Source organism: Aquimonas sp. (assembly GCF_044377145.1).
GTDB lineage: Bacteria > Pseudomonadota > Gammaproteobacteria > Xanthomonadales > Xanthomonadaceae > Aquimonas.
The window spans coordinates 61,993-87,028 of sequence record NZ_JBILJQ010000003.1 but is presented as its reverse complement, the minus strand read 5'-3'; the positions used below and the strand labels follow the sequence as shown (position 1 = coordinate 87,028).

The 25,036-nt window shown below is 67.0% G+C and carries 19 protein-coding genes; 15 read left to right on the top strand and 4 right to left on the bottom strand.

The features are described from left to right. Positions 1-95: 95 nt before the first annotated feature. Together motB and motA are read right to left on the bottom strand one after the other, a co-directional pair. The gene (motB, locus tag ACIQ7H_RS02095) at positions 96-1,154 is read right to left on the bottom strand and encodes a flagellar motor protein MotB (RefSeq protein ID WP_395787887.1); all 1,059 of its coding nucleotides are present in this window, start codon (positions 1,152-1,154) and stop codon (positions 96-98) included. Positions 1,155-1,199: 45 nt separating this feature from the next. After that, positions 1,200-2,063 carry a flagellar motor stator protein MotA gene (gene motA, locus ACIQ7H_RS02090; protein ID WP_395787885.1) on the bottom strand — a complete coding sequence of 288 codons (864 nt, stop codon included), beginning with the start codon at positions 2,061-2,063 and terminating at the stop codon, positions 1,200-1,202. 165 nt (positions 2,064-2,228) lie between these two features. Between motA and ACIQ7H_RS02085 the strand changes: the two genes are divergently transcribed. From ACIQ7H_RS02085 to ACIQ7H_RS02075, 3 genes are all read left to right on the top strand, one after another. Beyond that, positions 2,229-4,616, top strand: coding sequence for a SpoIIE family protein phosphatase (locus ACIQ7H_RS02085; RefSeq protein ID WP_395787883.1), 2,388 nt, complete (start codon positions 2,229-2,231; stop codon positions 4,614-4,616). Positions 4,617-4,644: 28 nt separating this feature from the next. Continuing rightward, positions 4,645-5,031 (top strand): STAS domain-containing protein, encoded by a 387-nt coding sequence (locus ACIQ7H_RS02080; protein WP_395787881.1) that lies wholly within the window; start codon positions 4,645-4,647, stop codon positions 5,029-5,031. A gap of 119 nt (positions 5,032-5,150) precedes the next feature. Then, positions 5,151-5,933, top strand: coding sequence for a dienelactone hydrolase family protein (locus ACIQ7H_RS02075; protein WP_395787879.1), 783 nt, complete (start codon positions 5,151-5,153; stop codon positions 5,931-5,933). Positions 5,934-6,015: 82 nt separating this feature from the next. Here ACIQ7H_RS02075 and ACIQ7H_RS02070 read toward each other — a convergent pair whose 3' ends face one another. Beyond that, positions 6,016-7,020, bottom strand: a complete 1,005-nt coding sequence (locus tag ACIQ7H_RS02070; protein ID WP_395787877.1) for a polyprenyl synthetase family protein — start codon at positions 7,018-7,020, stop codon at positions 6,016-6,018. 202 nt (positions 7,021-7,222) lie between these two features. On the opposite strand from ACIQ7H_RS02070, the gene ssb reads away from it, so the two are divergent. The 7 genes from ssb to tldD all read left to right on the top strand — a co-directional run bounded on the left by ssb (position 7,223) and on the right by tldD (position 17,868). Then, complete coding sequence (gene ssb, locus ACIQ7H_RS02065; RefSeq protein WP_395787875.1) at positions 7,223-7,774, top strand: single-stranded DNA-binding protein; 552 nt, start codon at positions 7,223-7,225, stop codon at positions 7,772-7,774. Positions 7,775-8,228: 454 nt separating this feature from the next. Continuing rightward, positions 8,229-8,903, top strand: a complete 675-nt coding sequence (locus ACIQ7H_RS02060; RefSeq protein ID WP_395787873.1) for a glutathione S-transferase family protein — start codon at positions 8,229-8,231, stop codon at positions 8,901-8,903. 67 nt (positions 8,904-8,970) lie between these two features. Next, positions 8,971-9,411, top strand: a complete 441-nt coding sequence (locus tag ACIQ7H_RS02055) for a YybH family protein (RefSeq protein WP_395787871.1) — start codon at positions 8,971-8,973, stop codon at positions 9,409-9,411. A gap of 246 nt (positions 9,412-9,657) precedes the next feature. Next, the gene (locus ACIQ7H_RS02050; RefSeq protein ID WP_395787869.1) at positions 9,658-10,701 is read left to right on the top strand and encodes a DUF475 domain-containing protein; all 1,044 of its coding nucleotides are present in this window, start codon (positions 9,658-9,660) and stop codon (positions 10,699-10,701) included. Between the two features lie 115 nt (positions 10,702-10,816). Beyond that, on the top strand, positions 10,817-12,304 hold the full coding sequence (gene rng / locus ACIQ7H_RS02045; RefSeq protein WP_395787867.1) for a ribonuclease G: 1,488 nt from the start codon (positions 10,817-10,819) through the stop codon (positions 12,302-12,304). Further along, positions 12,301-16,290, top strand: a complete 3,990-nt coding sequence (locus tag ACIQ7H_RS02040; RefSeq protein WP_395787865.1) for a YhdP family protein — start codon at positions 12,301-12,303, stop codon at positions 16,288-16,290. The genes rng and ACIQ7H_RS02040 overlap by 4 nt, the downstream gene beginning before the upstream one ends. Before the next feature lie 135 nt (positions 16,291-16,425). After that, positions 16,426-17,868, top strand: coding sequence for a metalloprotease TldD (gene tldD, locus ACIQ7H_RS02035; RefSeq protein WP_395787863.1), 1,443 nt, complete (start codon positions 16,426-16,428; stop codon positions 17,866-17,868). 101 nt (positions 17,869-17,969) lie between these two features. Here tldD and ACIQ7H_RS02030 read toward each other — a convergent pair whose 3' ends face one another. Beyond that, positions 17,970-18,947, bottom strand: coding sequence for a glucokinase (locus ACIQ7H_RS02030; protein ID WP_395787861.1), 978 nt, complete (start codon positions 18,945-18,947; stop codon positions 17,970-17,972). Positions 18,948-19,099: 152 nt separating this feature from the next. Between ACIQ7H_RS02030 and mutL the strand changes: the two genes are divergently transcribed. From mutL to ACIQ7H_RS02005, 5 genes are all read left to right on the top strand, one after another. Further along, the gene (gene mutL / locus ACIQ7H_RS02025) at positions 19,100-20,950 is read left to right on the top strand and encodes a DNA mismatch repair endonuclease MutL (RefSeq protein WP_395787859.1); all 1,851 of its coding nucleotides are present in this window, start codon (positions 19,100-19,102) and stop codon (positions 20,948-20,950) included. A gap of 35 nt (positions 20,951-20,985) precedes the next feature. Next, positions 20,986-21,942, top strand: coding sequence for a DUF1684 domain-containing protein (locus tag ACIQ7H_RS02020; RefSeq protein ID WP_395787857.1), 957 nt, complete (start codon positions 20,986-20,988; stop codon positions 21,940-21,942). A gap of 31 nt (positions 21,943-21,973) precedes the next feature. Then, complete coding sequence (locus tag ACIQ7H_RS02015; RefSeq protein WP_395787855.1) at positions 21,974-22,861, top strand: TraB/GumN family protein; 888 nt, start codon at positions 21,974-21,976, stop codon at positions 22,859-22,861. 245 nt (positions 22,862-23,106) lie between these two features. Beyond that, positions 23,107-24,375, top strand: a complete 1,269-nt coding sequence (locus ACIQ7H_RS02010) for an NAD(P)/FAD-dependent oxidoreductase (protein WP_395787853.1) — start codon at positions 23,107-23,109, stop codon at positions 24,373-24,375. A 68-nt stretch (positions 24,376-24,443) separates the two neighbouring features. Further along, a complete protein-coding gene (locus ACIQ7H_RS02005; RefSeq protein ID WP_395787851.1) occupies positions 24,444-25,031 on the top strand; it encodes a Pycsar system effector family protein in 588 nt (195 codons plus the stop codon). Positions 25,032-25,036: the final 5 nt, after the last annotated feature.

Below are 25,036 nucleotides of genomic sequence, written 5' to 3'. Positions count from 1 at the left end.
CCGAGTGGGCGCTCGGCCAAGAACAGGCGGAAGAGTGGACCGCGCAGGCGGATTTGCAGCGAGCCCAGCCAAAGTCCGACAGGCTGCTAAAGCCCTCAGCCGCGTGGCTGGGTCTGCACACCTGCGGCTTCCAGCTCGCGCTGTACCGAGCCGAGATCCGGCCGGGCAGGGCGCATGTCACCGACGGCAGCTTGACCCGCGGCGGGTTCAGCGGATTCCGCTGGGTCCGCTTCAGTGGCCGGTGCTTCGGCCGGCATCTCGCTGTCGGTGCCGAAACTGTCCGAGCGACGCGCAGCTTCTTCGGCGGCCTGGGTCATCACGATGATGCTGATGCGGCGGTTGATCGGGTTGGTCGGCGCTTCGCGGTCGAACAGCACCGAGGACGACAGCCCGACCACGCGCGAGATCTTGGCTTCGGGCAGCCCGGCGCGCACCAGCTCGCGCCGGGCAGAATTTGCGCGGTCGGCTGAGAGCTCCCAGTTCGAATAGCCGTACGGGTTGGAATAGGGCGTGGTGTCGGTGTGGCCCGACAGGCTGATCCGGTTCTCGACACTGTCGATGTAGGGCGTCAGCTCGCGCAGGATGACGCGGGTGTAGTCCTTCAGGCTGGCGCTGCCGCTGTCGAACATCGGTCGGTTCTGCTCATCGACAATCTGGATGCGCAGCCCTTCCGGGGTGACGTCGAGCAGCAGCTGATCCTTGAACGGCGCCATCGCCTGGCTCTTCTCGATGGCCGCGTCCAACTCTTCTTTCAGCGACTCCAGCTCGCGCTTCTCTTCCTCGGCCGCCATCCGCTTGGCTTCTTCGGCATCAGCCACTTCGCGCACTTCGCCGATCTTCGGGCCTTCACCATCCATGGTGGGCGAAACATTGGTCGGGCCGACCTGGACCGGGTTGGTGCCGGAGCCGCCTTGCCCCATCGCCGCCGGTGGCGGCGCCTGCGAGGTGCCGCGCAAAATGCTGGGGTTCTTGAAGTACTCGGAGATGCCGGACAGCTTTTCTTCCGGCATTGACACCACCAGCCACATGACCAGGAAGAAGGCCATCATCGCGGTCACGAAGTCCGCGTAGGCCACTTTCCAAGCGCCGCCGTGGTGGCCACCGGCGACCTTCTTGACGCGCTTGATGATGATCGGTTGCGGTGCGTCAGCCATGGCGGAACTGCCTCTGCGAACCGGATCGGCAGATCAGTCGCGCGCTCACTTGGCCGCCTTCAGTTCGGATTCGAGGTCCTGGAAACTCGGCCGCACTTCGCTGAACAGCAGTTTGCGTGCGAACTCGATCGCCACCTGCGGCGGGTAGCCGCGCAGGTAGGCGATCAAGGCCATCTTGACGATCTCGAACGGTTTGCTGTCTTCGTCGGCGCGGGCGCCGAGCGCATTGGCAACCGGGCCGACATAGCCGTAGCCGAGCAGAATGCCAAGGAAGGTGCCGACCAGGGCCGAAGCGACCTTTTGCCCGATCACCGCCGGCGGCGCATCGCCGACAATGCTCATCACCTTAACGATGCCGAGCACCGCCGCGACGATGCCGAACGCGGGCAGGCCGTCGGCGACGTTCTGGATCGCGTGGCTCGGGCCGTGGGCCTCCTTGTGGTGGGTTTCAAGCTCGACTTCGAGCAGGCCCTCAAGCTCGTGCGGAGCGAGGTTGCCACCGACGATTAGGCGCAGGCAGTCGGTGGTGAAGTCGAGCAGATGGTGGTCGCCCAGCACCTTCGGGTACTTCTGGAAAATCGCGCTGTTGCTCGGATTCTCGACGTGATCCTCGATCGACATCAGTCCGTCCTTGCGGATCTTCTGCAGAATCTCGTAGAGCATCTTGAGCAGGTCGACGTAGTCCTGGCGCTGGAATTTGGCGGGCTTCAGCAGGGCCAGCGTGCCGGCGATGCTGGCCTTCAACGTCTTCATCGAGTTGGCCACCACGAAGGCGCCAAAGGCGCCGCCGCCGATGATGAAGAGCTCGATCGCTGCCGCTTCGGCCACGGTCATGATGTTGCCGCCGGCCAGCATGAAGCCTCCGAACACGCAGAGAGTCACAAGGATGGCGCCGACGATGATGAGCATGCACGGGTCCACAGGTCGGAGGATCGGCCGGCCTCGGGCCGGTGTTCGCGCAGGCATGGGGGTTGCAGCCCCACGTCCGCCGCGGCGGGCCTGAGAGATCGAGATCTCCCAACGCCGCAGGCGCGAGTCGCAATGCAGATTCCGTTCCCAGAAGGCGACAGGTTTTTGACAGCCGATTCCGACACTGAGGCCGCACCCGTTGCCGAAGGCGCAGAAGTCCAGCGCAGCCTGCAGACGGTGCTGATCCGGGCGCTCGGCACCTTCGGCCTGCTGCCGGTGCTGGTGCTCGGGCTGGGCGCCGGCGTCTGGGACTACCGTGTGCGTCTGCAGCAGGCCGAAGTGGCCCTGCAGGCGGCTGCCACCTCAGCCAGCGCCGATCTCGATCTGTTCCTGCAGGCGCACCGCAGTGCCGTCGTACAGGTGGCCTCGCTGCTGCGCGACCAGACACCGCGGGCATGGACCGAACCGAGCATGATCGATGTACTGGAGCGCACCCGTGCCGCGTTTCCGGCGCTGCTGACCATGCTGGTGACCGATGCCGACGGCCGGATCATTGCCGGCTCCTTCGACGGCCGCACCGGCATCGGGCGCGAACAGTGGCACCAGACCGACGTGTCGGATCGCAACTATTTCCGTCGGCCGCGCGACAGTGGCGAGCCGGCGATCTCCGAGGTCTTCATCGGCCGCGGGTTTGGCACCGATCCGCTGTGCGCGGTGTCGGCTCCCGTGCTCGATACCGGGGCGCGCTTCGCCGGCGTGGTGCAGGGCGCGATCCGGCTCGACGCACTGTCGCGCGCATTCGCCGCCGCGCGTCATCATCCCGGCTTGGAGTTGGTGATTCTCGACCCCGCCGGCAAGGTGGCCTTTGCCAGTTCAGGGCTGGGGATCGAGGTGCTGGCGAGCGCCCCGAAGGGCCTGCTGCGCGATGTGCCCGTGGGCATGCCGGAGTTCCGTTCGCCGATGATTCCAGCCCTGCCCGGTGGCGACAGCCTGGTGTTCGAGAGCAACACCGAGCTGGGCTGGCGCGTGGTTACCCTGATGCCGCGCAGGGTGCTGCTGGAGCGCACGCTGCTGGATCTGTGGGTGGTCGCAATCGCGCTGCTGGTGGTCGCGGCGACGGCGCTCTGGGCCGGGCGTCGCTATGGAATCCTGCTGGTGCGCCCGATCGAGCAGATCGGCGCACGCATGGACCACCTCGCGCTGTCGGCGCACCCGGAGCGGTTCCGGGTGCGCTCGCAGCTGCACGAACTGGCGCGGCTGGAGGCTTCGTTTCTGCGCCTGGGCCAGCGCCTGGGTGACAGCTACGCCCAACTGCAGGCCGAGTTCGCCAAGGAGTCCGCGCTGCGCGAGGACCTTGCCGCCGCTCGGGTCGAGAGCCAGCGCGCCGAGGTCGAACTCGAAGCCGCGCGCGAGATCCAGATGGCGATGCTGCCGTCCAGCGGCCAGCTCGCACGCCTGGGCGAACGCATTGATATCGCCGCGCTGCTTGAACCGATGCGCGCGGTCGGCGGCGATTTCTTCAACGTGTTGCCGGTCGATGCCCAGCGGCTGAGCTTCTTCATCGGCGATGTTTCCGACAAGGGTGTGCCGGCGGCACTGTTCATGGCCCGCACGATGACCCTGTTGGAGCCCGCGGTGACGCGTGGTGAGTCACCCTCGCAGGTGCTGGCCCGCGTCGGCCGGATTCTGGCGCGCGACAACCCGGGCGGGATGTTTGTCACCGTGCTGATCGGGCAGGTCGACCTCGACTCCGGCGAGGTCAGCCTGAGCAGCGCCGGGCACGATCCACCCGTGCTGCGCCGGGCGGGCGGGCAGATCGAGCCGGTTGAACTTCAGACCGGCCCCGCCTTGGGGTTTGAGGAGGATGCCGAGTATCCGTGCTCAACGCTGCAGCTGCGGCTCGGTGACACACTGCTGCTGTACACCGACGGCGTCACCGAAGCCGAAGATTCAACAGCGTTGGCTTTCGGCGATCAGCGCCTAGGCGAAGCCCTTCTGCAGGTGATGCCGCTCAGCGCGCAGAACTGCATCGACGTCTTGATGCACGCGGTCGCCCAGCATCGCAACGGGCCGCCTGCGGATGACCTGACCGTGCTGTGCCTGCACAGGCCGGCGCGACCGGGCCACCTGCGCGGCAGCCTTGCGCTGCGGCCCGAACAGGGAGCAGGCGCCCTGCGCGCGCTGCTGGATGAACTTGACGCCGCGCTGGAGCACCGCGGCGTCGGCGCCACTGCGCGTGAGGATGCACGCCTGGTGGCGGAAGAGTGGGTCAGCAACGCGCTTAACCACGGCAGCGCGCAGCACACGATCGCGGTGAAGATCCACTTCGAGGTGCAGGACGAGCGTCTGCTGCTGGAATTCGAGGACGACGGCTCGGCGTTCGATCCGCTGGCACAGAACCTGCCTGACATCGACGCCCCCATCTCAGATCGCCGCATCGGCGGTCTCGGCGTGCTGCTGGTGCGGCAGTTGTCGCAGGAGTTGCGCTACCGGCGCAGCGAGCGCCACAACCTGCTGAGCCTGTGGCTGCCGCGTGTCGGCCTCGGCGAGTGAGCCCACTCGCATCAGATCTGGAGTTGCAATGAGCCTGTTGGTCACCGTTGAGCACACTGCAGAAGGGCGCGCCCAGGTGGCGGTTTCGGGCCGCCTGGACAGCAGCAGCTATTTCGAACTTGATCGCAGCCTTCAGCCGCTGCTGGAGTCAAGCGAGATCACCACCCTGGTGCTTGATCTCTCGGGCGTGAGCTACATCTCCAGCGCTGGGCTGCGCTCGATTTTCAAGGCGCGCAAGGCGCTCGGCGAGCGCGCAGGGCTGCTGCTGGTGGTGAATCCGCAGCCGCAGGTGCAGAAGGTGTTCGATATCGTCAAAGCGGTGCCGGTGCGCGAGATCTTCCGCTCGGTCGAGGAGCTTGATGTCTACCTGCAGCGCATCCAGGCCAGATCGCTGGACCCCGACCACGAGGATTGAGTCGCTCCGGCAGCATCGCACTGGTGCGAAAGCGCGGCCGGCGCGCGCGGCCTGCAATGACACAGCCAGCACGCCTAACGGGTCTACACTTCAGGGCCATCAGACTCCGGAGCCCGCCCATGCATCGCGTCCTTGTCTCCATCGCGCTCGTTCTGTCCGTCTCAGCCGTCGCGCGGGCGGAAGTGGTATCCCGAGAACTGAAGTGGGAAGTGGACGGGGTGGCGCACAGCGGCCATTTCGTGCACGACAACGCGGCGCCCGCCCGCGGTGGCTTGGTGATGGTGCCGAACTGGATGGGCGTCAATGCGTCGGCGCTTGACAAGGCCAAGGCGATCGCCACGCGTGGTTACGCCGTGCTGCTGACCGATGTCTACGGCGCCGCTGTGCGCCCGGCCAACGCACAGGAAGCCGGCGCCGCTGCCCAGGCCATGTATGCCGACCGCGCGGTGCTGCGTGCCCGCGCGAATGCGGCTGTTGATCTGCTGAAGACTCAAGCCGGCGATGCAGGCTTCGACCCGACCAGGATCGGCGCGATTGGCTTCTGCTTCGGCGGCGCGACCGTGCTTGAACTCGCGCGCAGTGGCCGCGACGACATCGCCGGCGTGGTCTCCTTCCACGGCGGGCTGAGTACCTCGATGCCGGCCGCCGAGGGTCAGGTCAAGGCCAGCGTGCTGGTGTTGAACGGTGCCGACGACAGCTATGTATCGGCGGATGAGATCGCCGGGCTGCAAAAGGAAATGACCGCCGCCGGCGCCGACTGGCAGTTCGTCAACTTCGCCGGTGCAGTGCACTGCTTCGCCGAAGCCGACGCGAACTCGCCCGGCTGCACCTACCACGAGCGCTCGGCCAAGCGCGCCTATCGCCTGATGGACGACTTCTTCGCTGAAGCCTTCGGCGGCTGAGCCAATCGAGGCCAGCGCGCGCCGCCGCTTGCATGCACGGGCGGCGGCGCGCGCGGTGGGTGGGGAGACTCGTCGCAGCTTCTCAGTAGTCGCGCTGGATCGAGTACAGGGCCAAGCCGCGCAGCGCCGCGAGCTGCGGGCTCTCGGGCAGGCTCGCCAGCGACTCAATCGCGGCTTGCGCATAGCGCTTGGCGATCTCGTGGCTGTATTCAAGGCTGCCGCAGTCACGGATGCACTGCAGCACCTCGGGCATCGCCGCGGTATCGCCGTCCTGCACCGCCTTGGCCAGCAGTGCGCGCCGCTCCGGGCTTGCATGCGCCATCGCGTGGATCAGGGGCAAGGTGGCTTTACCTTCGGCGAAGTCGTCGCCGAGGTTCTTGCCCAGGGCGCTGGCGTCGGCGGTGTAGTCGAGCACGTCATCGGCGATCTGGAACGCATAGCCCAAGGCCAGGCCGTAGTCGTGCAGGGCTCGCTCATGCGCCGAGCCGGCACCGGCCAGCACCGCGCCCAACCGAGTGGCCGCAGCAAACAGCACCGCGGTCTTGCGCTCGATCACCCGCAAGTACGCCGCCTCATCGGTGTCCGGGTTGTGGACATGCAGCAGCTGCAGCACCTCACCCTCGGCAATCGCATTGGTGGTGTTGGCGAGGATGGTCATGATCGGCATCCGCTGCAGCTCGACCATCAGCTGGAAGCTGCGCGAATACAGAAAATCGCCGACCAGCACGCTCGCGGCATTGCCCCACAGCGCATTCGCTGTCTTGCGGCCGCGGCGCAGGTCGGACTCGTCCACCACGTCGTCGTGCAGCAGGGTGGAGGTGTGGATGAACTCGATGATGGCCGCAGTCTGGATGTGGTCGCTGCCGCTGTAGCCCAGGGCGCGTGCGGCCAGCAGCACCAGCATCGGCCGCAGGCGCTTGCCGCCGGCAGCGATGATGTGTTCGCTGATCTGATTGATCAGCAAGACGTCGGAGGCCAAGCGCCCGCGGATCAGGCCGTTGACCTCGGCCATGTCGGCGGCTACCAGGGCCTGGATGTCGGGCAGCGCGGAGGCGGGGGCAGGGGAGACTCGGAGGGCGGCGTTCATGCCGCGATTATAGCGGCGGCTGTCGCGGCCTCCGGGTGAGCGATGCCGCGAATCGAGCAGATCTCCTACCCGAGCCCGCGAGGTTTACCTGCTGAAGCGCCTCGCACCGGTGCCGCTATACTGCGCGCCACGGTCGCCCAGGGCGACCTGACCAAACTTCTGGCCGCAAGCGGCCTCACCGCCTAGACGAGGATCAAAGCGCATGGCCCGTGGCATCAACAAGGTCATCATCGTCGGCACGATGGGTGCCGACCCCGAAACCCGCTACACCACGGCCGGCTCGGCCGTCACCACGCTCCGTCTTGCCACCAACGAAAGCTGGAAGGACAAGAACACCGGCCAGATGCAGGAACGCACCGAGTGGCACCGCGTGAAGATGTTCGGCCGCCTGGCCGAGATCGCCGCCGAGTACCTGCGCAAGGGCCGGCAGGTCTACATCGAAGGCAGCCTGCGCACCGACAAGTACACCGACAAAGACGGCATCGAGCGCTACAGCACCGATATCGTCGCCAACGAAATGCAGATGCTCGGCGCCGGGCAGGCCGGTGAGGGTGGTGCATCGGGAGGTGGTGGCGGTGGCATGCGCAGCGAAGGAGGCGGACGCGAATCCGGCGGCGGTGGATACAGTCGTGGTGGTGGTGGCGGTGGCGAGACTGGGCAACGCGCGCCGCGCGGCCCGGCCGGTGGCGCACCCGCGCCCAGCCGTCAGCCGCCGCCGATGGACAACTTCGAGGACGATGAGATTCCGTTCTAGCGAACCCCTCATCTGCTGGTCGAGAAGCACCCGAAGAGCCCTGTGAATCACAGGGCTCTTTCGTTTTTGTTCTTCGGTACGGTGCAAAACAGTCGACTGATGCGCAACCGAGAGCCGACGCAGCGCGGCTGTGTGGAATGTTCCCGCGCGGATGTGCTGGCTTGGCTGCGCGCTGAGCCGGCGGTGCGAGCCCGAGCAGATTGGTCGCACCGCGCCGCAGCGCCCACGCTGCAAAAAGCCCGCACTACCGAAGTCGCCATCTGCAAGACGCACCTGACTCATCGGCGGGCGCATCACCGGATTCGATGTCTGATTCGACCCGCTTCATTCGATCAACTTCAATGATCGCGCGGAACACACCAACTGGCGCACCCGCGCACGAAGGCCCTGCGCTGCGCACCGCAGCCAGCGTCGATCAAGCGTTTGATCAGGCCCAAGGCAGCGGAGCTCCACGATGACCATCACCCTCACGGCCTTTGCGCGTTCGCCTGATCGGGGCAGGGGTCTGGCGCGCGACATGCCGGTGCGCTGGGCGCTGGAAGAAGTCGGCCAGCCCTACGAAGTTCGGCTTCTGTCCTTCACCGCCATGAAGGAGCCCGCGCATCGGCGGCTGCATCCCTTCGGCCAGATCCCGACCTTCGAGCAAGGCGACCTCGCCCTGTTCGAATCCGGCGCCATCGTGTTTCACATCGCCGATCGCCACGTCGGGCTGCTGCCGCAGGATTCCAACGCTCGCGCCCGCGCCATCAGCTGGATGTCCGCCGCACTGAGCACCGTGGAACCGCCCGTTCTCGAACGCGAATCCGCTCGGCTGACCGAACAGGGCACATCTTGGTATGCCGAACGTCTGCCGATGCTCGAAAGCCGCATTCGGCTGCGTTTGAACGATCTCGCCGGCCACCTCGGCGACGCTGAGTGGCTCGACGGCGAATTCAGCGCCGGTGACTTGATGATGGTGACCGTCCTGCGTCGACTGGGCGGATCCAACCTGCTCAACGAATTCCCGAACCTCGCCGCCTACGTCGCCCGCGGTGAAGCCCGCCCAGCCTTCCAACGCGCCTTCGCCGATCAGCTGGCGGTGTTCACCGGCGGATTGCAGCAAGACCCACCCCACGCCAGCCGCGAATGATCCGCAGAGTCTCCGATCCCACCCAGATACGCTCGTAGCGGCGCCAACATCACTCAGGAGAAATGCAGTGAACGAAAGCCACCAAGTCGCCGGCGCCGTCATCGAGTCCTACCGCCGGGCCGTGTTCGACCGCGACGTCGAAGCGCTGACGCGCCTGTACGACCCGGACGCACGTGTCTTCGACGCCTGGAATGTCTGGTCCTACGAAGGCGCCGACGCATGGCGAGCCTGCCTGCACGGCTGGCTCTCAACACTCGGCGACGACCGCGTCCGCGTGACCGCAGAGGACGTGCAAGTCCGCGGCGCCCCACCGCTGCTGGTCGCCAGTGCAGTGTTCAGATACGCCGCGATTGATCCCGACGACCGGGAGCTGAGGGCCATGCAGAATCGATTGACCTGGGCGCTTCGCTTCGACGGCGATGCCTGGAAGATCGTGCATGAACATACGTCGATGCCGGTGGGGCATGAGGACGCGAGGGCGGTGTTCGTGCGGCCGAGCGCTACGTGAGGAATTGTCCAGTCGGTCGCGCGGTTCAACTGCCACTCAACTGCTACGGCCGTCTCAGGCCCGGAATGCAACAGCCCTGAGGAGCGCAGGTGATGTGCCTGAGTGCTTCAAGCCGATAGCGGAGCTGCCGATTGCAAAGTGGTTCCGCCGGCTGCTGCGGGCCGGGCGTCAAGCCCGCCTCGGGCGGCCGATGGTGCCGCCGATGAAACCCTCTAGAATGTGCGACCCCTGCCGGATGCCGAACGCATGAGAGATTTCCGCTACTCCTTCCTCGTCACCGCGATCTGTCTCGGGCTGGCGGCCTGGTGGGGAACGCATACGCCGGCGGGTGTGTGGGTGGCGCTTGCGGTAACGGTGATGCTCGGCATCCTGGAGGTCAGCCTTTCGTTCGACAACGCGGTGGTGAATGCCCGCGTGTTGAAGGACATGGATGAGTGGTGGCGTCAGATGTTCTTGACGGTCGGCATCCTGATCGCGGTGTTCGGCATGCGGCTGGTGTTTCCGATCGTGATCGTCGCGGTGGCGACGGGCCTCGGCACGCTTGAAGTCATCGACATGGCGATCGATACGCCTGCGGAGTACTCGCGGCACCTGATGGAAAGCCATGTGCCGATCGCGGCCTTTGGCGGCATGTTCCTGCTGCTGGTGTTCCTGAATTTTCTGATCGATGCAGACAAGCACACCCACTGGTTCACCGCCGTCGAGAGTCGGCTCGCCTCGGTCGGCCGCGCCGATTCGGTGAATGTCGGCCTGGCTCTGCTGGCCCTGCTGTTGCTGCACTACCTGCTGCCGGAATCAGCGCGCATGGATGCAGTGATCGCAGGCGGCTGGGGCATCCTGCTGTACGTGGCGATCGGCTCGCTGGACGTGTTTTTCGAGGACGCCGAAGCCGGCGATGCCGCAGTGCAGACGGTGCGGCGCTCGGGCGCTGCGGGCTTCATTTATCTGGAAGTGCTCGACGCCTCGTTCTCGTTTGACGGCGTGATCGGTGCGTTCGCGATCACCCAGGATGTGGTGATCATCATGCTGGGCCTGGCGATCGGCGCGATGTTCGTGCGCTCGATGACGGTGCATCTGGTCAACCGCGGCACCTTGGACAACTTCATTTATCTGGAGCACGGCGCCCACTACGCGATCGGAATCCTGGCGGTGCTGATGTTGGTGAGCACGGTCCACCACGTGCCCGAGGTCATCACCGGGCTCGCTGGAGTGGTTCTGATCGGGCTGTCGGTATGGTCCTCGGTTCGCCACCGGCGTCGGATGCAGGGCGTCAGCGCCAACGCGGTTTGAAGCCCGTCGCAGCTTGTTGGATGTCTGCAGCGGTCGTTCGTGCATTGCAACGCTGGCCGGTTCAGGCGCGGTCGGCTATAAGTTGCAGCGCTCTGGCTCCGGTTTGGCGGTTCTCTTGTCTGAAGAAATCCTGATCAACGTCACCCCGCGCGAAACCCGCGTGGCGGTGGTCGAAAACGGCATGCTGCAGGAGGTCCACATCGAGCGGGCCTCGCGTCGCGGCTACGTGGGGAACATCTACAAGGGCAAGGTGATCCGGGTGATGCCTGGCATGCAGGCCGCCTTCGTCGAAGTGGGCCTTCAGCGCGCGGCGTTTCTGCACGCCTCCGACATCATCCGGCTGCCGACGCCCACGCCGCTGCCGCCGGAGGGCGACGAGCCGGCGATTGCCTCGCCCACGCCGCCCATCTCCGAGTTGGTCCGTGAAGGCCAGGAGATCGTGGTGCAGGTGGTCAAGGACCCGATCGGCAGCAAGGGTGCCCGATTGACCTCGCAGCTCAGCATTCCTTCGCGTTATCTGGTGCTGCTGCCCTACAGCAAGGTGCTGGGCGTGTCGGCGCGGATCGAGGACGAGGCCGAGCGTGCGCGCCTGAAGTCCACCATCGGCGAGCACAGCGGCGGCAATGGCATGGGCTACATCGTTCGCACCAATGCCGACGGCCAGTCGGCCGAGGCGCTGGCGGATGATCTGGCCTATCTCGGCAAGCTGTGGGACGCGATCCAGGCCGGTTCGGCGCAGGCGAAGGTCGGCAGCTGCATCTACGAAGACCTGTCGCTGCCGCTGCGCGCCCTGCGGGATCTGCTGCACGGCGAGGTCGAAAAGGTCCGCGTGGATTCGCGCGAAACCTTCGAGCGGATATTGCGCTTCGCCGGACAGTTCATGCCCGAACTGGTCGAGCGGATCGAGCACTACCCCGGCGAACGCCCGATCTTTGACCTGTATGGCGTCGAGGACGAGATCCAGCGCGCGATGCAGAAGGAGGTGCCGCTGAAATCCGGCGGCTATCTGGTGATCGATCAGACCGAGGCGATGACCACGGTCGACGTCAACACCGGCGCCTTCCTGGGCAGCCGGAACCTGGAGGAAACCGTCTACCGCACGAACCTGGAGGCCGCACAGGCGGTCGCGCGCCAGCTGCGGCTGCGCAATCTGGGCGGGATCATCATCATCGATTTCATCGACATGACCGACCCCGAGCACCGCCGCCAGGTGCTGCGCCAGCTGGAGAAAGCGCTGGCGCGTGATCATGCCAAGACCACGGTGTACGAGTTCTCGCCGCTGGGCCTGGTCGAGATGACCCGCAAACGCACCATCGACAGCTTGGAGCGGCAGCTGTGCGAGCCGTGCCAGAGCTGTAGTGGGCGCGGCACCCAGAAGACCGCCGAGACCGTGACTTACGAGATTTTCCGCGAGATCACCCGCGCGGTGCGCCAGTTCGAGGCGCGCAAACTGCTGGTGCTGGCCTCGCCCAAGGTGGTGGCGCGGATTCTGGAAGAGGAGTCCAGCGGCGTGGCCGAGCTGGAGGAATTCATCGGCAAGTCGATCCGCTTCCAGGCCGATGAAAACTACAGTCAGGAGCAGTACGACGTGGTCCTTCTGTGAGCCATCCGCTGCGCCGCGGCCTGCGGCGCCTGCGCCGATGGATCGCGCTGTCGGCGGCGGTGCTGCTCATTCTGGCCGCGGTCACCGTGGCCGTCGCCAGCCAGCTGCTGCCGCTGATCGAACGCCATCCGGACAAGGTTGCCGCCTGGCTTGAGCAGCGGATCGGCCAGCCGGTCCGCATCAGCGGGGTCAGCGCACGCTGGAGCCGGCGCGGGCCGCTGCTGGATCTGCGCGACCTCAGCATCGGCAGCGGCGACAGCGGCCTCGACATCGGCTCGGCGCGGCTGCGGATCAATGTCTACGCAGGTCTGTTGCCCGGCCAGCCGCTGCTCAGCCTGCGCGTTGAAGGGCTGCGGCTTGAGCTGGCACGCAGCATCGAGGGCCAGTGGCAGGCGCGTGGGTTCTACGGCGGCGCTGGCGTCAACATCGAACAGGCCTTGGCCCAGCTTGAGCGCATCGGCGAGCTCGAGCTGTTCGACGGCCAGTTGGTGATCGAGGACCGCTACGCCGATTTCGACGTTCGGCTCGATCGCATCGACGCGCGTCTGCGCACCCTTGGCGGACGCTTCCGCTTCGCGCTGCAGGTACACGCCGAAGACAGCCCGCCGCTGCGGCTGGTGGCGGATCTCGACAATTCGCTGGGTTCGGGTCGCATGCATCTCGGCGCGCGCCAGCTCGATCTGCCGGCATGGCTGCAGGGCAGCAGCCTTGTCGGGCTGGGTCTGGTTCAGGGCCGAGCCGACCTCGACCTGTGGATGGGCATCGAGGAGGGACGCATCGCCAACGTCGACACCGTCGCCGAGGTGCGTTCGCTGGCGCTGCGCCGCACTGATCGGCCGGATGAGGGTCCGACTCCGGCCGCTACCCAGGCCGACGAACTGTCGCTGCGCGCGCATCTTCAGCGCGAAGGCGACGGCTGGCGGATGAGTGTGCCGGTGCTGCGGATGCAGTCCGGCGATGAGCGCTCGCTGTCAGGGCTGGATCTGCGCTGGCGTGAGGACAGCCTGGTGCTGCGGCTGGATCAGATCGACTTCGCCGCTTTCGTCCACCTGCTCACGGTGCTGGCCCCGCTGCAGTCGGAGGTGCTCGACTGGCTGCAGCACGCAGAGCCGCGCGGCCGTGTTGAAGACCTGGAACTGGCGTTTGCCGACGGCAGCCTGCGCGATCTGTCAGCGCAGCTGCATGACCTCGGCATCGATGCAGTGGCGGCGCGCCCGGGCTTCAGCGGGCTGTCGGCCGGCATCACGGCGAGCGGTGAATCGATGGCAGTCACGCTGAACGCGCCGGACTTCACCGTCCACGCGCCGTTCAGCCTGGTTGCGCCGCTGCCGGCAGCGCTGGACGGCCACGTCGACCTGTGGCGCGAGGATGGCAAGATTCACGTCGAAGCCAGCGCGCTGCGCGTGGTTGGCCCGGACTACGGATTGACTCTTGCCGGCGGGCTGTGGAACGACGACCAGGGCAGCCGCCCCAGCGTTGATCTGCGCGCGGTGGTGGACCCGGGCCCGATCACCGCTGCCCATCGCTTCTGGGTGATCAACAAGATGCCGCCCAAGACGGTCGAGTGGCTGCGGACTTCGATTGTCGACGGCCGTCTCAGCTCCGGCATCGTGATGCTGCAGGGCGACCTCGACGACTGGCCGTTCGCGGGCAACGAGGGCCGCCTGATCGCGCGTGCCGAGGTCGACGACACCGTGTTCGATTACCTGCCGGGCTGGCCGATGGGCACCCGGCTTAAGGGCTACGTCGGCTTCGAGAACCAGTCGATCGAATCCGAAGTGTCAGCACGCGTGCTGGCGGTGCCGGTGACGCGGGCCTGGGGACGCATCGCCAATTTGAAGCAGCCGGTGCTGGAGCTTGAGCTCGAAGGCGGCGCCAGCGGCGAACGCCTGCTCGGTCTGCTGCGGCAAAGCCCACTGTGGAAGCGTTTCGGCACTGCCATGCGCGGGCTCAGCATCGATGGTGACGCGGACGTTCGACTGACCATACGAGCGCCCTTGAAGCGCGAGCTGGGCGAACTCGAACTCGACGGCCAGGCGGATCTGGTCGATGCCGACCTGGTCGACACTCAGTGGGGCCTGCGTTTCGGCGGCGCCAGCGGGCGCCTGCGTTTCACTCGCGATGGTTTCAGCGCGGATGAACTCGGGGTGCGCTTCGACGGCCAGCCCGGCAGCCTCAGCCTGGCCTCTGGCCGCTTCAGCGCGGACAGCGCCCATCTGTTCGAGGCCAGCCTGCGCGGCGCTTTCAGCGTCGAATCGCTACTGGCGCTGCGGCCCGAGCTGCACTGGCTCGAACCCTATGTGATCGGCGAATCCGGCTGGTCGATTGATCTTGCGGTGCCGGTGAAGGCGGTTGCCGGGCCAGACGAGGCAGTCACACGAGCGCCCGAGGCAGTTGCTGAATCCCTGCCACGGGCGCCGGCGTCGGCGGCATTGGCGGATTCGCAGCCGGCTTTCGCGAATGCCGTGCCCGACCCACAGCCACCCGCTGCAGCGCCCAGCGTGCTACGGGTGCGCTCGGATTTACGCGGAGTTGCACTGCGTTTGCCGGCGCCGCTGCGCAAGCCGGCCGACGGCGCGCTGCCGCTGGACCTGCGCTTCGAGCTGCCAGCCGATCAAGGCATTCTGGATCTGCGCCTCGGGCGACTGCTGCGGCTGCGCGGCCTGACCGGTGCCACCTCGGCCGAGTTCCGTGGCGTCGCCGCGTTCGGCGCCGAGACGTCCGGCGAGCTGCCTGCGGCGGGTTTGAACATCAGCGGCAGCACCTCGACCCTGGACGCACCGGCCTGGATCGCGCTCGCCATGGGCGGCAATGGCGATGGCCTCCGGATTGGCGACATCGATATCGAAACCGGCCTGCTCAGCCTGGGTGAGCGCGGCCTGTCCGATCAGCGGGTGTCGGTGCACACCGAAGACAATGGCCAGCGTCGCCTGCGCCTGCAGGGGCCATCGGCCGAGGGCGAAGTGATCTGGCCCGCGGTTTTCAGCGAACCGGTCAGCGTGCGCATGCAGCGTCTGTACTGGCCGCCCGGCCCTGAACAAGCACCGGGCACGCCAGCGAAAGTCGTCGCAGAGCCGGACCCCACCGCCATGCCCGCGCTGGATGTGGTGATCGACGACGCGCGCTTCGGCAAGGCGCATCTGGGCCGACTTGAGCTGCTGACCCGGCGCGGCCCGGACGGCCAGCTGGTCGAGCGCCTGCAAACGCGCTCGGCGGATCTGTCGGTCGATATCCGCGGCGACTGGAGCCGCAGCCTTGAGGGCAGCGAAAGCCGCTTCACCATCGGCTTCAGCGGTGATGACCTCGGCCGCATGCTGCAGGCCTTCGGCATGGCGCCGCTGGTCGAGGGCGGCAAGACCCGCGCCGACATGGACCTGCGCTGGCGCGGCGGCCCGGCCAACTTCGCTTTCGCCGCCGCCGACGGCCAGCTGCGGATCACCGTCGGCAAGGGCAGGGTGCCAGAGCTTGAGCCCGGCGCCGGGCGCTTCCTCGGCCTGCTCAGCCTGGCCGAGATTCCGCGCCGGCTGGCGCTGGATTTCAGCGACTTCTTCCGCGCCGGGCTTGCCTTCAATTCCATCGAGGGCAGCTTCCAGCTCGCGGGCGGCAATGCGATGACCGACAACCTGCGTATCGATGGCCCGGCGGCCGAGATCAAGCTCAGCGGCCGCACCGGGCTGGCGGCGCGCGACTACAGCCTGCAGGTGGAAGTGCTGCCGCGCACCGGCAGCGTGCTGCCGGCCTTGGGTGCGCTGACCGCGGGGCCTGCGGGTGCGGCGGTGGGTGCCGTCGCGCAGGCGGTACTGCAGCGGCCGATGAAGCAGATGAATCGCACCCTGTACCAGGTCGGCGGCGGCTGGGATGCACCCGACATCGAGGTGATCGAGCGCGGGCCGGCGCGCGTCGAACCCTCGCCGCTCGCGCCGCAGCGGGTCGACCCGGACGCATCGGTCGTGCCACCGACCCAACGCCAGGCGCGTCCGCGTTGAGCCTGCGCCGAGGCGGCGTGGCTGCCGCCTCCGAGTTCCGCACGCATGGCTCCAGCGCGCTGTTCGCGCGTCCATCCCCGCAGCGAATTCCGGCGCATGCTTGCACCTTCACCGGCGCATCCCCATCCTTCGGCAATGAACACCACCCACGAACTCGCCGAATCCCGCCTGCTCGCGCCCTCCGGGCTTGAGCCCCGCCATCTCGAACAGGTGTTCGCACGCCTGCTCAGCCCCGGCATCGACTTCGCTGACCTGTACTTCCAGAACAGCCGTCACGAGAGCTGGATGATGGAGGACGGCATCGTCAAGGAGGGCAGCCACAGCATCGAGCAGGGCGTCGGCCTGCGCGCGATCAGCGGCGAAAAGACCGGTTTCGCTTACTCGGACGAGCTGCAGCTGCCGGCCCTGCTGGAAGCCGCAGGCGCCGCCCGCGCGATCGCCCGCGCCGGCCAGAACGGCACTGCCACCGGCCTCAGCACCCAACGAGGGCGCAGCCTTTACGCGCCGCTGGACCCGATCGACAGCCTCGACAGCGAATCCAAGGTACAGCTGCTGCGCGAGGTGGATGCCTTGGTGCGCTCGGCGGATGCGCGCGTGCGCCAAGTCATCGTCAGCCTCGCCGGTTCGGTCGACACCGTGCTGGTGGCGCGCTCCGACGGCATCATGGCCGGCGATGTGCGGCCGCTGGTGCGCTGCAATGTGCAGGTGATCGTCGAGCAGGACGGCCGCCGCGAGCAAGGCTATGCCGGCGGCGGTGGCCGCTACAGCTATCCGGAACTGCTGCAGAGCGGGCGCGCGCTGGAGTTTGGCCGTGAAGCCCTGCGCCAGGCGCTGGTGAATCTCGAAGCCGTCGATGCACCGGCCGGCAGCATGCCGGTGGTGCTTGGCCCGGGTTGGCCCGGCGTGCTGCTGCACGAAGCCGTGGGCCATGGTCTGGAGGGTGACTTCAACCGCAAGGGCACCAGCACCTACGCGGGCCGCATGGGCGAACAGGTCGCCTCCAACCTGTGCACGATCGTCGACGACGGCACCCTGGATGGCCGCCGCGGCTCACTGAATGTCGATGACGAGGGCTGCGTCACCCAGCGCACGACCTTGATCGAAGGCGGCAAGCTGGTCGGCTACATGCAGGACAGCCTCAACGCACGGCTGATGGGTGTGGCCCCGACCGGCAACGGCCGCCGCGAGAGCTTCGCCCATCTGCCGATGCCGCGCATGACCAACACCTACATGCTGGCCGGCGAGAGCGACCCGGAAGAGATCATCCGCTCGGTCAAGCGCGGCCTGTACGCGCCGAACTTCGGCGGCGGCCAGGTCGACATCACCTCGGGCAAGTTCGTATTCTCGGCCAGCGAGGCCTACCTGATCGAGGACGGCCGCATCACCGCGCCGGTCAAGGGCGCGACCTTGATCGGCAACGGGCCGGAGACGATGAACCGGGTCAGCATGGTTGGCAACGATCTCAAGCTGGATGCCGGCGTCGGCATCTGCGGCAAGGACGGCCAGAGCGTGCCGGTCGGCGTGGGTCAACCCACGCTGAAGATCGAGAGCCTGACCGTGGGCGGTACGCGTGCCTGAGAGCCGTTCCGAGGCGTCGTCTGGAGCGCTGACCCAGCTCTGTGCGCGACGCCGTCAGCGGCACATCGAACCGTCGGCGAGCGATCAAAGTCCTCGCGCGGTCAGGCCTCGCTGATCGCCATCGCCGCGCCAACGATGCCGAGCTGGCCGTGCTCGATCAGCCGCACCGGCACCTGCTCCAGCACCGGCCGCATCACGCCCTTGGCGGCGAAGCGGGCGGCGAACCTGTCGGCGTCGAAGGCATGCAGCAGGCGCGGCAGGATTCCGCCGGCCAGCAACACGCCGCCATAGGCGCCGAGGCCCAGCACCGAGTTGCCGCAGACGCTGGCCAAGGCGCCCCAGAAGCTCTCGACCGCCGCGCGCGCCAGCGCATCGGTGCCGGCTTCCGATCCCTGGCTCACGGCCTCAGGTGTTTCCGCACTGGCGGTGAGGCCCTGCAGTTGGCCGAGGCCGCGATAGATCCGCAGCAGGCCCGGGCCTGACAGTAAGGTCTCGGTGTCGACGTGGCCGGCGTGTTCGGAATGCGCGCGCAGCAGCTCCAACAAGGCTGATTCCTCGGCGCTACCTGGTGCGAACCCGGGCCGGCCGCCTTCGGTCGGCACCACGATTTCGCCGCCGGGGTAGGGCACGCGCAAGGCGGCGCCAAGCCCAGTGCCCGGGCCGATCACCACCACCGGTGCGGCGCGTCCGTGAGCAGGTCCGTGCAGTAGTTGCCCCGCACCTTCGGCCAGCCAGCGAGTGGCGCGCGCCAGGGCTTCGAAATCATTGCTCAGATGCAGCGGGGCGCCGCCCGCGACCTGTTCGAGCGCATCCAGATGCACCCGCCAGGGCAGGTTGCCATTGATGATCTCGCGCTCGTGGCGAAGTCCCGCGCAGGCCAGTGCAAGTGCCTGCGGCTGGCCGGGATGATCCTGGATGAAACGCGCGACGACCTGATCCAGGCCGGCGAAGTCGGCACAGCGGTAGGTCTGCGCTGAGATCACCACCGGCGCGCTGCGGCCCTTCGAATCCACCTCGACCCAGGCCATGCGGGCATTGGTTCCGCCCACATCGGCGGCGAGCGCGTGCAGCTGCGACATTTCTGATCCGTCAGGCAAGAACACAAGCCGCCAAGGTTAGCCTTGATCGACGGCGGCGGGCAGCCCCGTCGCGGCCCATGCCCGCAAGACATACGTATGCAGGGCACCGACGAAGCTTGCTCCCCCAGCGGGTATGATCTGGACCCCGCCGCATGCCTGCGAATACCGTGCCGATCCAGCTGCTGCCCGACACCCTGATCAACCAGATCGCTGCCGGCGAAGTCGTCGAGCGGCCGGCCTCGGTGATCAAGGAGCTGCTGGAAAACGCGGTCGACGCCGGCGCCAATCGGGTCGAGATCGATCTGGAGGAAGGCGGCATCCGCCTGATCCGCATCCGCGACGACGGCTGCGGTATTCCTGCCGGCGAGCTGGCGCTGGCACTGTCGCGCCACGCGACCAGCAAAATCGCCTCGCTGGATGATCTGGAGCAGGTCGGCACGCTCGGTTTCCGTGGCGAGGCCCTGCCGTCGATCGCGGCGGTCTCGAAGTTCAGCATCACATCAAGGCCGGCCGACCAGGCCAGCGCTCAGCGCGTGGAAGTGCAGGGCGGTCGAGTGCAGCCGGCCGAGCCCGCGGCGCATCCGGTCGGGACCACCATCGAGGTGCGCGATCTGTTCTACAGCGTACCGGCGCGACGCAAGTTCCTGCGCGCCGAGCGCACCGAGTACGGCCACGCCGAGGACCTGGTGCGGACGCTGGCGCTGGCACGCATGCAGGTCGATCTCAAGCTCAAGCACAACGGCCGCGTCACCCGCCACTACCGGCCGGTGGATGATGATGCCAGCCAGCACAAGCGCCTGGCCGAGGCGCTGGGTGAAGACTTCGCCAGCCAGGCCCTGCGTATCGAGCACGAGGGCGCAGGTTTGCTGCTGTCCGGCTGGGTCGGCCTGCCGACTGCATCGCGCAGCCAGGCCGACCAGCAGTTCTTCTTCGTCAACGGCCGCCACGTGCGCGACCGGCTGGTGGCGCATGCGGTCAAGCAGGCCTATGCCGATGTGCTGTTCCACGGTCGCCATGCCGCGTTCGTGCTGTTTCTGAACATCGATCCGCGCAAGGTCGATGTGAACGTGCACCCGGCCAAGCATGAGGTGCGCTTCCGCGACGGCCGGCTGGTGCACGAGTTCATCTTCCGCAGCCTGCATGAGGCGCTTGCCAGCACCCGCGCCGGCAGCAGCGCGACGACCGCAGCTGGCGAGACGACGGCGGCGATCGCTGGCATGACTCCGAACTATGCGCCGAACGCAGCCACCGCAACGGCGGGGGGCAGCGGCTACGGCTATCAGTCACCGCCGCCCGGCCTGCGCCCGCAGCAGTTCGGCATGCCGCTGCGCGAGCAGATCGCCGCCTATGGTGCGTTGTATGGGGCAGGCGCGCGTGCAGTGGCGCCTGCGCCGATGCCGTCCGAAGACAGCGCACAGGCGCCGCCGCTGGGCTATGCGCTGGCCCAGCTGCACGGTGTGTATGTGCTGGCGCAGAACATCCACGGCCTGGTGCTGGTCGACATGCACGCCGCGCATGAGCGCATCACCTACGAGCGCCTGAAGCTGCAACGCGAGAACGAAGGCATCCGTTCCCAGCCCCTGCTGGTGCCGATCGAACTGGCGGTGAGCGAGCGTGAGGCCGATCTGGCCGACGCCGAGGCGCCCGCGCTGAGCATGCTGGGCATCGAGCTGACCCGCACCGGCCCGCAGTCGCTATCGATCCGCAGTGTGCCCGTATTGCTGGCCGGAGCCGACGCCCGCCAACTGGTGCTGGATGTGCTGTCCGACATCGCCGAACACGGCCGCACGCGACGCATTGAGGAAGCCGGCAACGAGCTGCTGTCGACCCTGGCCTGCCACACCTCGGTGCGCGCCAACCGCCAGCTGACCCTTGCCGAGATGAATGCCCTGCTGCGCGACATGGAGGCCACCGAGCGCTCCGGCCAGTGCAACCACGGCCGTCCGACCTGGACCCAACTCGGCATGGCCGAGCTGGACAAGCTCTTTCTGCGCGGACGCTAGCGCCTACCATCGGAATGTTCGCCTTGAGATCAAGATTGGCCGACCGACTGCTGAGCACGATCGCTCTGATTAGCGCGCTGATCGCCAGCGCTGCGGCCAACTCGTCGGCTCCGGAGCTGAAGCCCGCAGCGCTGACAACACCCGAATTCGCCGCCGAACTCGCCGAGTTCCGCGCCCAGCGCGAGCTGGGCCTGCGCAGCCCGGACGGTTGGCTGGCCCTGGTCGGCCTGCACTGGATCGAGCCCGGTCGCCACCGCATCGGCAGCGATGCCGATGCCAATGTCACCCTGGCGGTCGGCCCCGCCATCTTGGGCGAGATCGAGCGCGTGGCGGCCGATTCCGAGTCGCATGCCTTGAGCCTTCACGTACCGACGCAGGCAGGGCTCAAGCTGGATGGCATCGAGCTGAAACCCGGCAGCCACCGACTGCTCAGCGACCGCAGCGAGACCCCATCAAGGCTTGAGTTCGCGGGCGGAAGCCTGAGTCTGATCGAGCGCGGGGATCGGATCGGCCTGCGCGTGCGCAGCGACACCGCCCCTGCTCTGATCTCATTCAAGGGCCTCAACTGGTTCGAGCCGGCGCCCGCGCTGCAGCTGGAGGCACGTTTTGAGCCGCATCCGCCGGGGCAGACGCTGCCGATCGTCAACGTGCTGGGCCAAGTCGATGACACCCCCAATCCGGGGCGTCTGGAGTTCAAGATCGATGGCACGGCCTACAGCCTCGAAGCACTTGGCGATCCGGCTGACGCGTTGTTCCTGATCTTCGCCGACCGCAGCAACGGCCGCGAAAGTTATGGCGCCGGACGTTTTCTCTACACCGGCCCGGTGGTCGATGGCCGCGTGCGGCTGGACTTCAACCGCGCGATCAATCCACCCTGTGCCTATACCGACTACAGCACCTGTCCGCTGCCGCCACCGGAGAATCGCCTGCCGGTTTTCATCCGCGCTGGCGAGGCACGCTTTGGTCACAACACACCGAAGGCGGCGTCGTAAGCCGCACCCCTTGATCCCGATGGAGATTTGCATGCGTCATTTGTTGCAGCGCTGTGTTGTCGCCCTTTCCCTGCTTGCGTTCGCCGGCCTGGCCTGCGCCCGTCCGGTGCCGATGCTGTGGATCGCCAGCAAGGGCGAGGCGCGCGTGCATCTGCTCGGCAGCTTCCACATGCTGAAGCCGCAGGACTATCCGATGGACCCCAGCATCGAGCTCGCCTACGCCGAGGCGGAGCAACTGGTGTTCGAGCTCGACCCGAAGGAGATGACCTCGCCGGATCTGGCCTCCGGCCTGATGAAGGCCGCACGCTTCGACGACGGCCAAACCTTGCGCAAGGTGCTGCCGGAAGACCTGCGTCTGAAGCTGGAGAGCTTCATGGGCGAAGCCGCAGTGCTCGGCTCCGACGGCATGAAACCCTGGTTCATCACCTTGAACCTGACCGTGTCGATGGTCGTGCAGGCGGGCTTCAACCCGGCCTTGGGCATGGACTCGCACTTCATGCAGCGCGCGGCCGACGACGGCAAACCGAGCAGCGGACTCGAAACCGTCGCCGATCAGATTCACGCGCTGTCGGCCTCGCCGCTGAATGAGCAGGTTATCGGCCTGTCTGAAGCCTTGAAGCCGATGGACGAGATGCGCGCCAAGTTCGACGAGCTGTACGGCTTCTGGCGCAGCGGCGACACCGCCGCGATCGAGCGACTGATGATCGGCGAGATGATGGAGAAGACCCCGATCACCGCCAAGACCATCAACGAAGACCGCAACCGTCGCTGGCTGCCGCAGATCGAGGCGATGCTGGAGCGTGGCGACAACACCCTGGTTGTCGTCGGCGCGCTGCATCTGGTCGGCGATATCGGCTTGGTCGAGCTGCTGCGCGCCCGCGGCTATAGCGTCGAGCGTGTGGCCGCGACATCGCCTTGATCGACGCTTCGACAGAGTCGCTGACAATGCGATTACGCGCAGGCGAGTGGGGTTGGATGCTCTCGCTCCGAACGAGCGGTCCCGCTGACGCCCGCTCGCCAGAGTAGTGGTCAGTCGCTCGAATCGACTGCAGGCGCTGTTCGGTCCTGCAGCGACGAGGTCCGAATAGTGGTGAGGCGGGCCGGGTTGTTGACCCGGCCCGCCTCTGGCGTTCCGAGAACGGGTATTTGAGCGAGGACAGTGGCGTGACAAGTCGCGCAAGCCTAGGCCACCCGGATGAGGTGCTGATCGTCGGTGGCGGCGTGATCGGCCTGTGCAGCGCGCTGTATCTGCTCGAGGCCGGCCGGGCGGTACGGGTTATCGAGCGCAGCACGATCGGCGCCGGCGCATCGCACGGCAACTGCGGCACGCTCACCCCCAGCCACGCGCCGCCGCTGGCTGCGCCCGGGGTGTTGCTGAAAGGGCTGCGCTGGATGCTGAAACCCGATGCGCCGCTGTATATCCGCCCGCGGATCGACCCGGCGCTGTGGAGCTGGCTTCTGCATTTCGCCGCGCGCTGCAACCCACGCGACTGGCGCGATTCCACCGCCAAGCGGGCGGTTCTATTGAGCGCCTCGCGAGGCTTGCTCGCCGAGGCCGTGCAGCGTCACAGCTTGGACTGCGAGCACAGCGACTCCGGCCTCAGCTATGTGTTCCGCACTCAGCAGCTGCTGGACACGGTCGCTGCGGATCTGCCTGCGCTGGCAGAGTTGGGCATCCGCGCCGAGGTCCACGATGGCGCCCGCGTCGAGCGCGAGGAACCCGCATTGAAGCCTGGCGTCGCCGGTGGAATCCTGTTCCCCGACGATGGGCACCTGCGTCCTGATCGCTATCTCGCCGCGCTCACCGAGCGAGTGCGCGCCTTGGGCGGCCTGATCGAAGAGGGCGTTGCCCTGCAGCGGCTGCAGATCGACGGCGGCCGCGTGACGGCGGTGCACACCAGCGCCGGCGTCTATCGTCCGCGTGAGACCGTGCTGGCGCTCGGTGCATGGACGCCGTCGCTGGCGCAGAGCCTCGGCATCAAGCTGCCCATCCAGCCTGGCAAGGGCTATTCGATCACCTACAGCCGGCCGCAGCTGGCGCCACGACGTCCGCTGGTGCTGAAGGAGCGCTCGGTCTGCGTCACCACCTGGGCCGATGGGTTCAGGCTGGGCAGCACCATGGAATTCAGCGGCTACGACCAGTCGCTCAATCGGGTGCGTCTGGATGCGCTGGAGCGCGGCGCCACCGAGTTCCTGCATCAGCCGACGGGCGATGCCAAGCGCGAGGAGTGGTATGGCTGGCGTCCGATGACCTGGGACGATCTGCCTCTGGTCGGCCGCGTGCCGGCGCTGTCGAACCTCGTGCTGGCGGCCGGCCACGGGATGATGGGCGTCAGCATGTCGGCGGTCAGCGGACATCTGGTGGCCGATATCGTCTGCGCGCGTACGCCCGTGGTCGACCTGGCATCGCTGGATCCGGCGCGCTTCAGTTGATCCGATGACACTCTGAGCGCCGCACGGCCCCTGCTAATCTGCGCATTCGTCCGAGACCGCAGGCCGCCATGTCCAGCACCGAACCCGCCGAAGCTTCGATCAACAGTGATGCCGCGGCCAGCAGCGATCCGTTCCAGCGCGTGATCGAGCGCAATACGGCCGACGTCATGCTGCGCACCGCGCAGCAACACCACGTGCAGCTCTCAACGATGGCCGACATCAAGGCCAATATCCTGATCACCGTCTCGTCGATTGTGCTGACCATGAGCCTGCGCCAGGTCAGCGATCCGGAGATGAAACTGGCGATGGCGGTGCTGTCGGGTTTCACGCTGTTCGCGTTGTTTCTGGCCGTGCTGGCGGTGCTGCCGAAGTATCGGCCGATCAAGCTGAAAGATCCGGATGCGCCGTTGCCGTCGGGCTTCAATCTGCTGTTCTTCGGCCACTTCGCCGAACTCAAGCGAGAGCGCTTCGAGCGCGAAGTCGCCAACGTGCTGCAAGGCCAGGGCGATATCTATCGCACCATGGCCCGCGATCTGTACGGGCTCGGCTACTACCTGTCGCACTTCAAGTACCGCTATCTGCGCCTGTCCTACCTGTTTTTCCTGGCGGGATTCGTGCTCTCGAGCCTGATTCAGGGCGTGCAGCTGCTGTACTGATCGCG

Coding starts and splice junctions, on each gene's coding strand:
- ACIQ7H_RS02015 (WP_395787855.1), top strand. CDS start 21,974: ATGCGTCATTTGTTGCAGCGCTGTGTTGTCGCCCTTTCCCTGCTTGCG.
- ACIQ7H_RS02060 (WP_395787873.1), top strand. CDS start 8,229: ATGACCATCACCCTCACGGCCTTTGCGCGTTCGCCTGATCGGGGCAGG.
- ACIQ7H_RS02070 (WP_395787877.1), bottom strand. CDS start 7,020: ATGAACGCCGCCCTCCGAGTCTCCCCTGCCCCCGCCTCCGCGCTGCCC.
- motB (WP_395787887.1), bottom strand. CDS start 1,154: ATGGCTGACGCACCGCAACCGATCATCATCAAGCGCGTCAAGAAGGTC.
- ACIQ7H_RS02030 (WP_395787861.1), bottom strand. CDS start 18,947: ATGTCGCAGCTGCACGCGCTCGCCGCCGATGTGGGCGGAACCAATGCC.
- ssb (WP_395787875.1), top strand. CDS start 7,223: ATGGCCCGTGGCATCAACAAGGTCATCATCGTCGGCACGATGGGTGCC.
- ACIQ7H_RS02075 (WP_395787879.1), top strand. CDS start 5,151: ATGCATCGCGTCCTTGTCTCCATCGCGCTCGTTCTGTCCGTCTCAGCC.
- motA (WP_395787885.1), bottom strand. CDS start 2,063: ATGCTCATCATCGTCGGCGCCATCCTTGTGACTCTCTGCGTGTTCGGA.
- tldD (WP_395787863.1), top strand. CDS start 16,426: ATGAACACCACCCACGAACTCGCCGAATCCCGCCTGCTCGCGCCCTCC.
- ACIQ7H_RS02080 (WP_395787881.1), top strand. CDS start 4,645: ATGAGCCTGTTGGTCACCGTTGAGCACACTGCAGAAGGGCGCGCCCAG.
- ACIQ7H_RS02050 (WP_395787869.1), top strand. CDS start 9,658: ATGAGAGATTTCCGCTACTCCTTCCTCGTCACCGCGATCTGTCTCGGG.
- ACIQ7H_RS02005 (WP_395787851.1), top strand. CDS start 24,444: ATGTCCAGCACCGAACCCGCCGAAGCTTCGATCAACAGTGATGCCGCG.
- mutL (WP_395787859.1), top strand. CDS start 19,100: ATGCCTGCGAATACCGTGCCGATCCAGCTGCTGCCCGACACCCTGATC.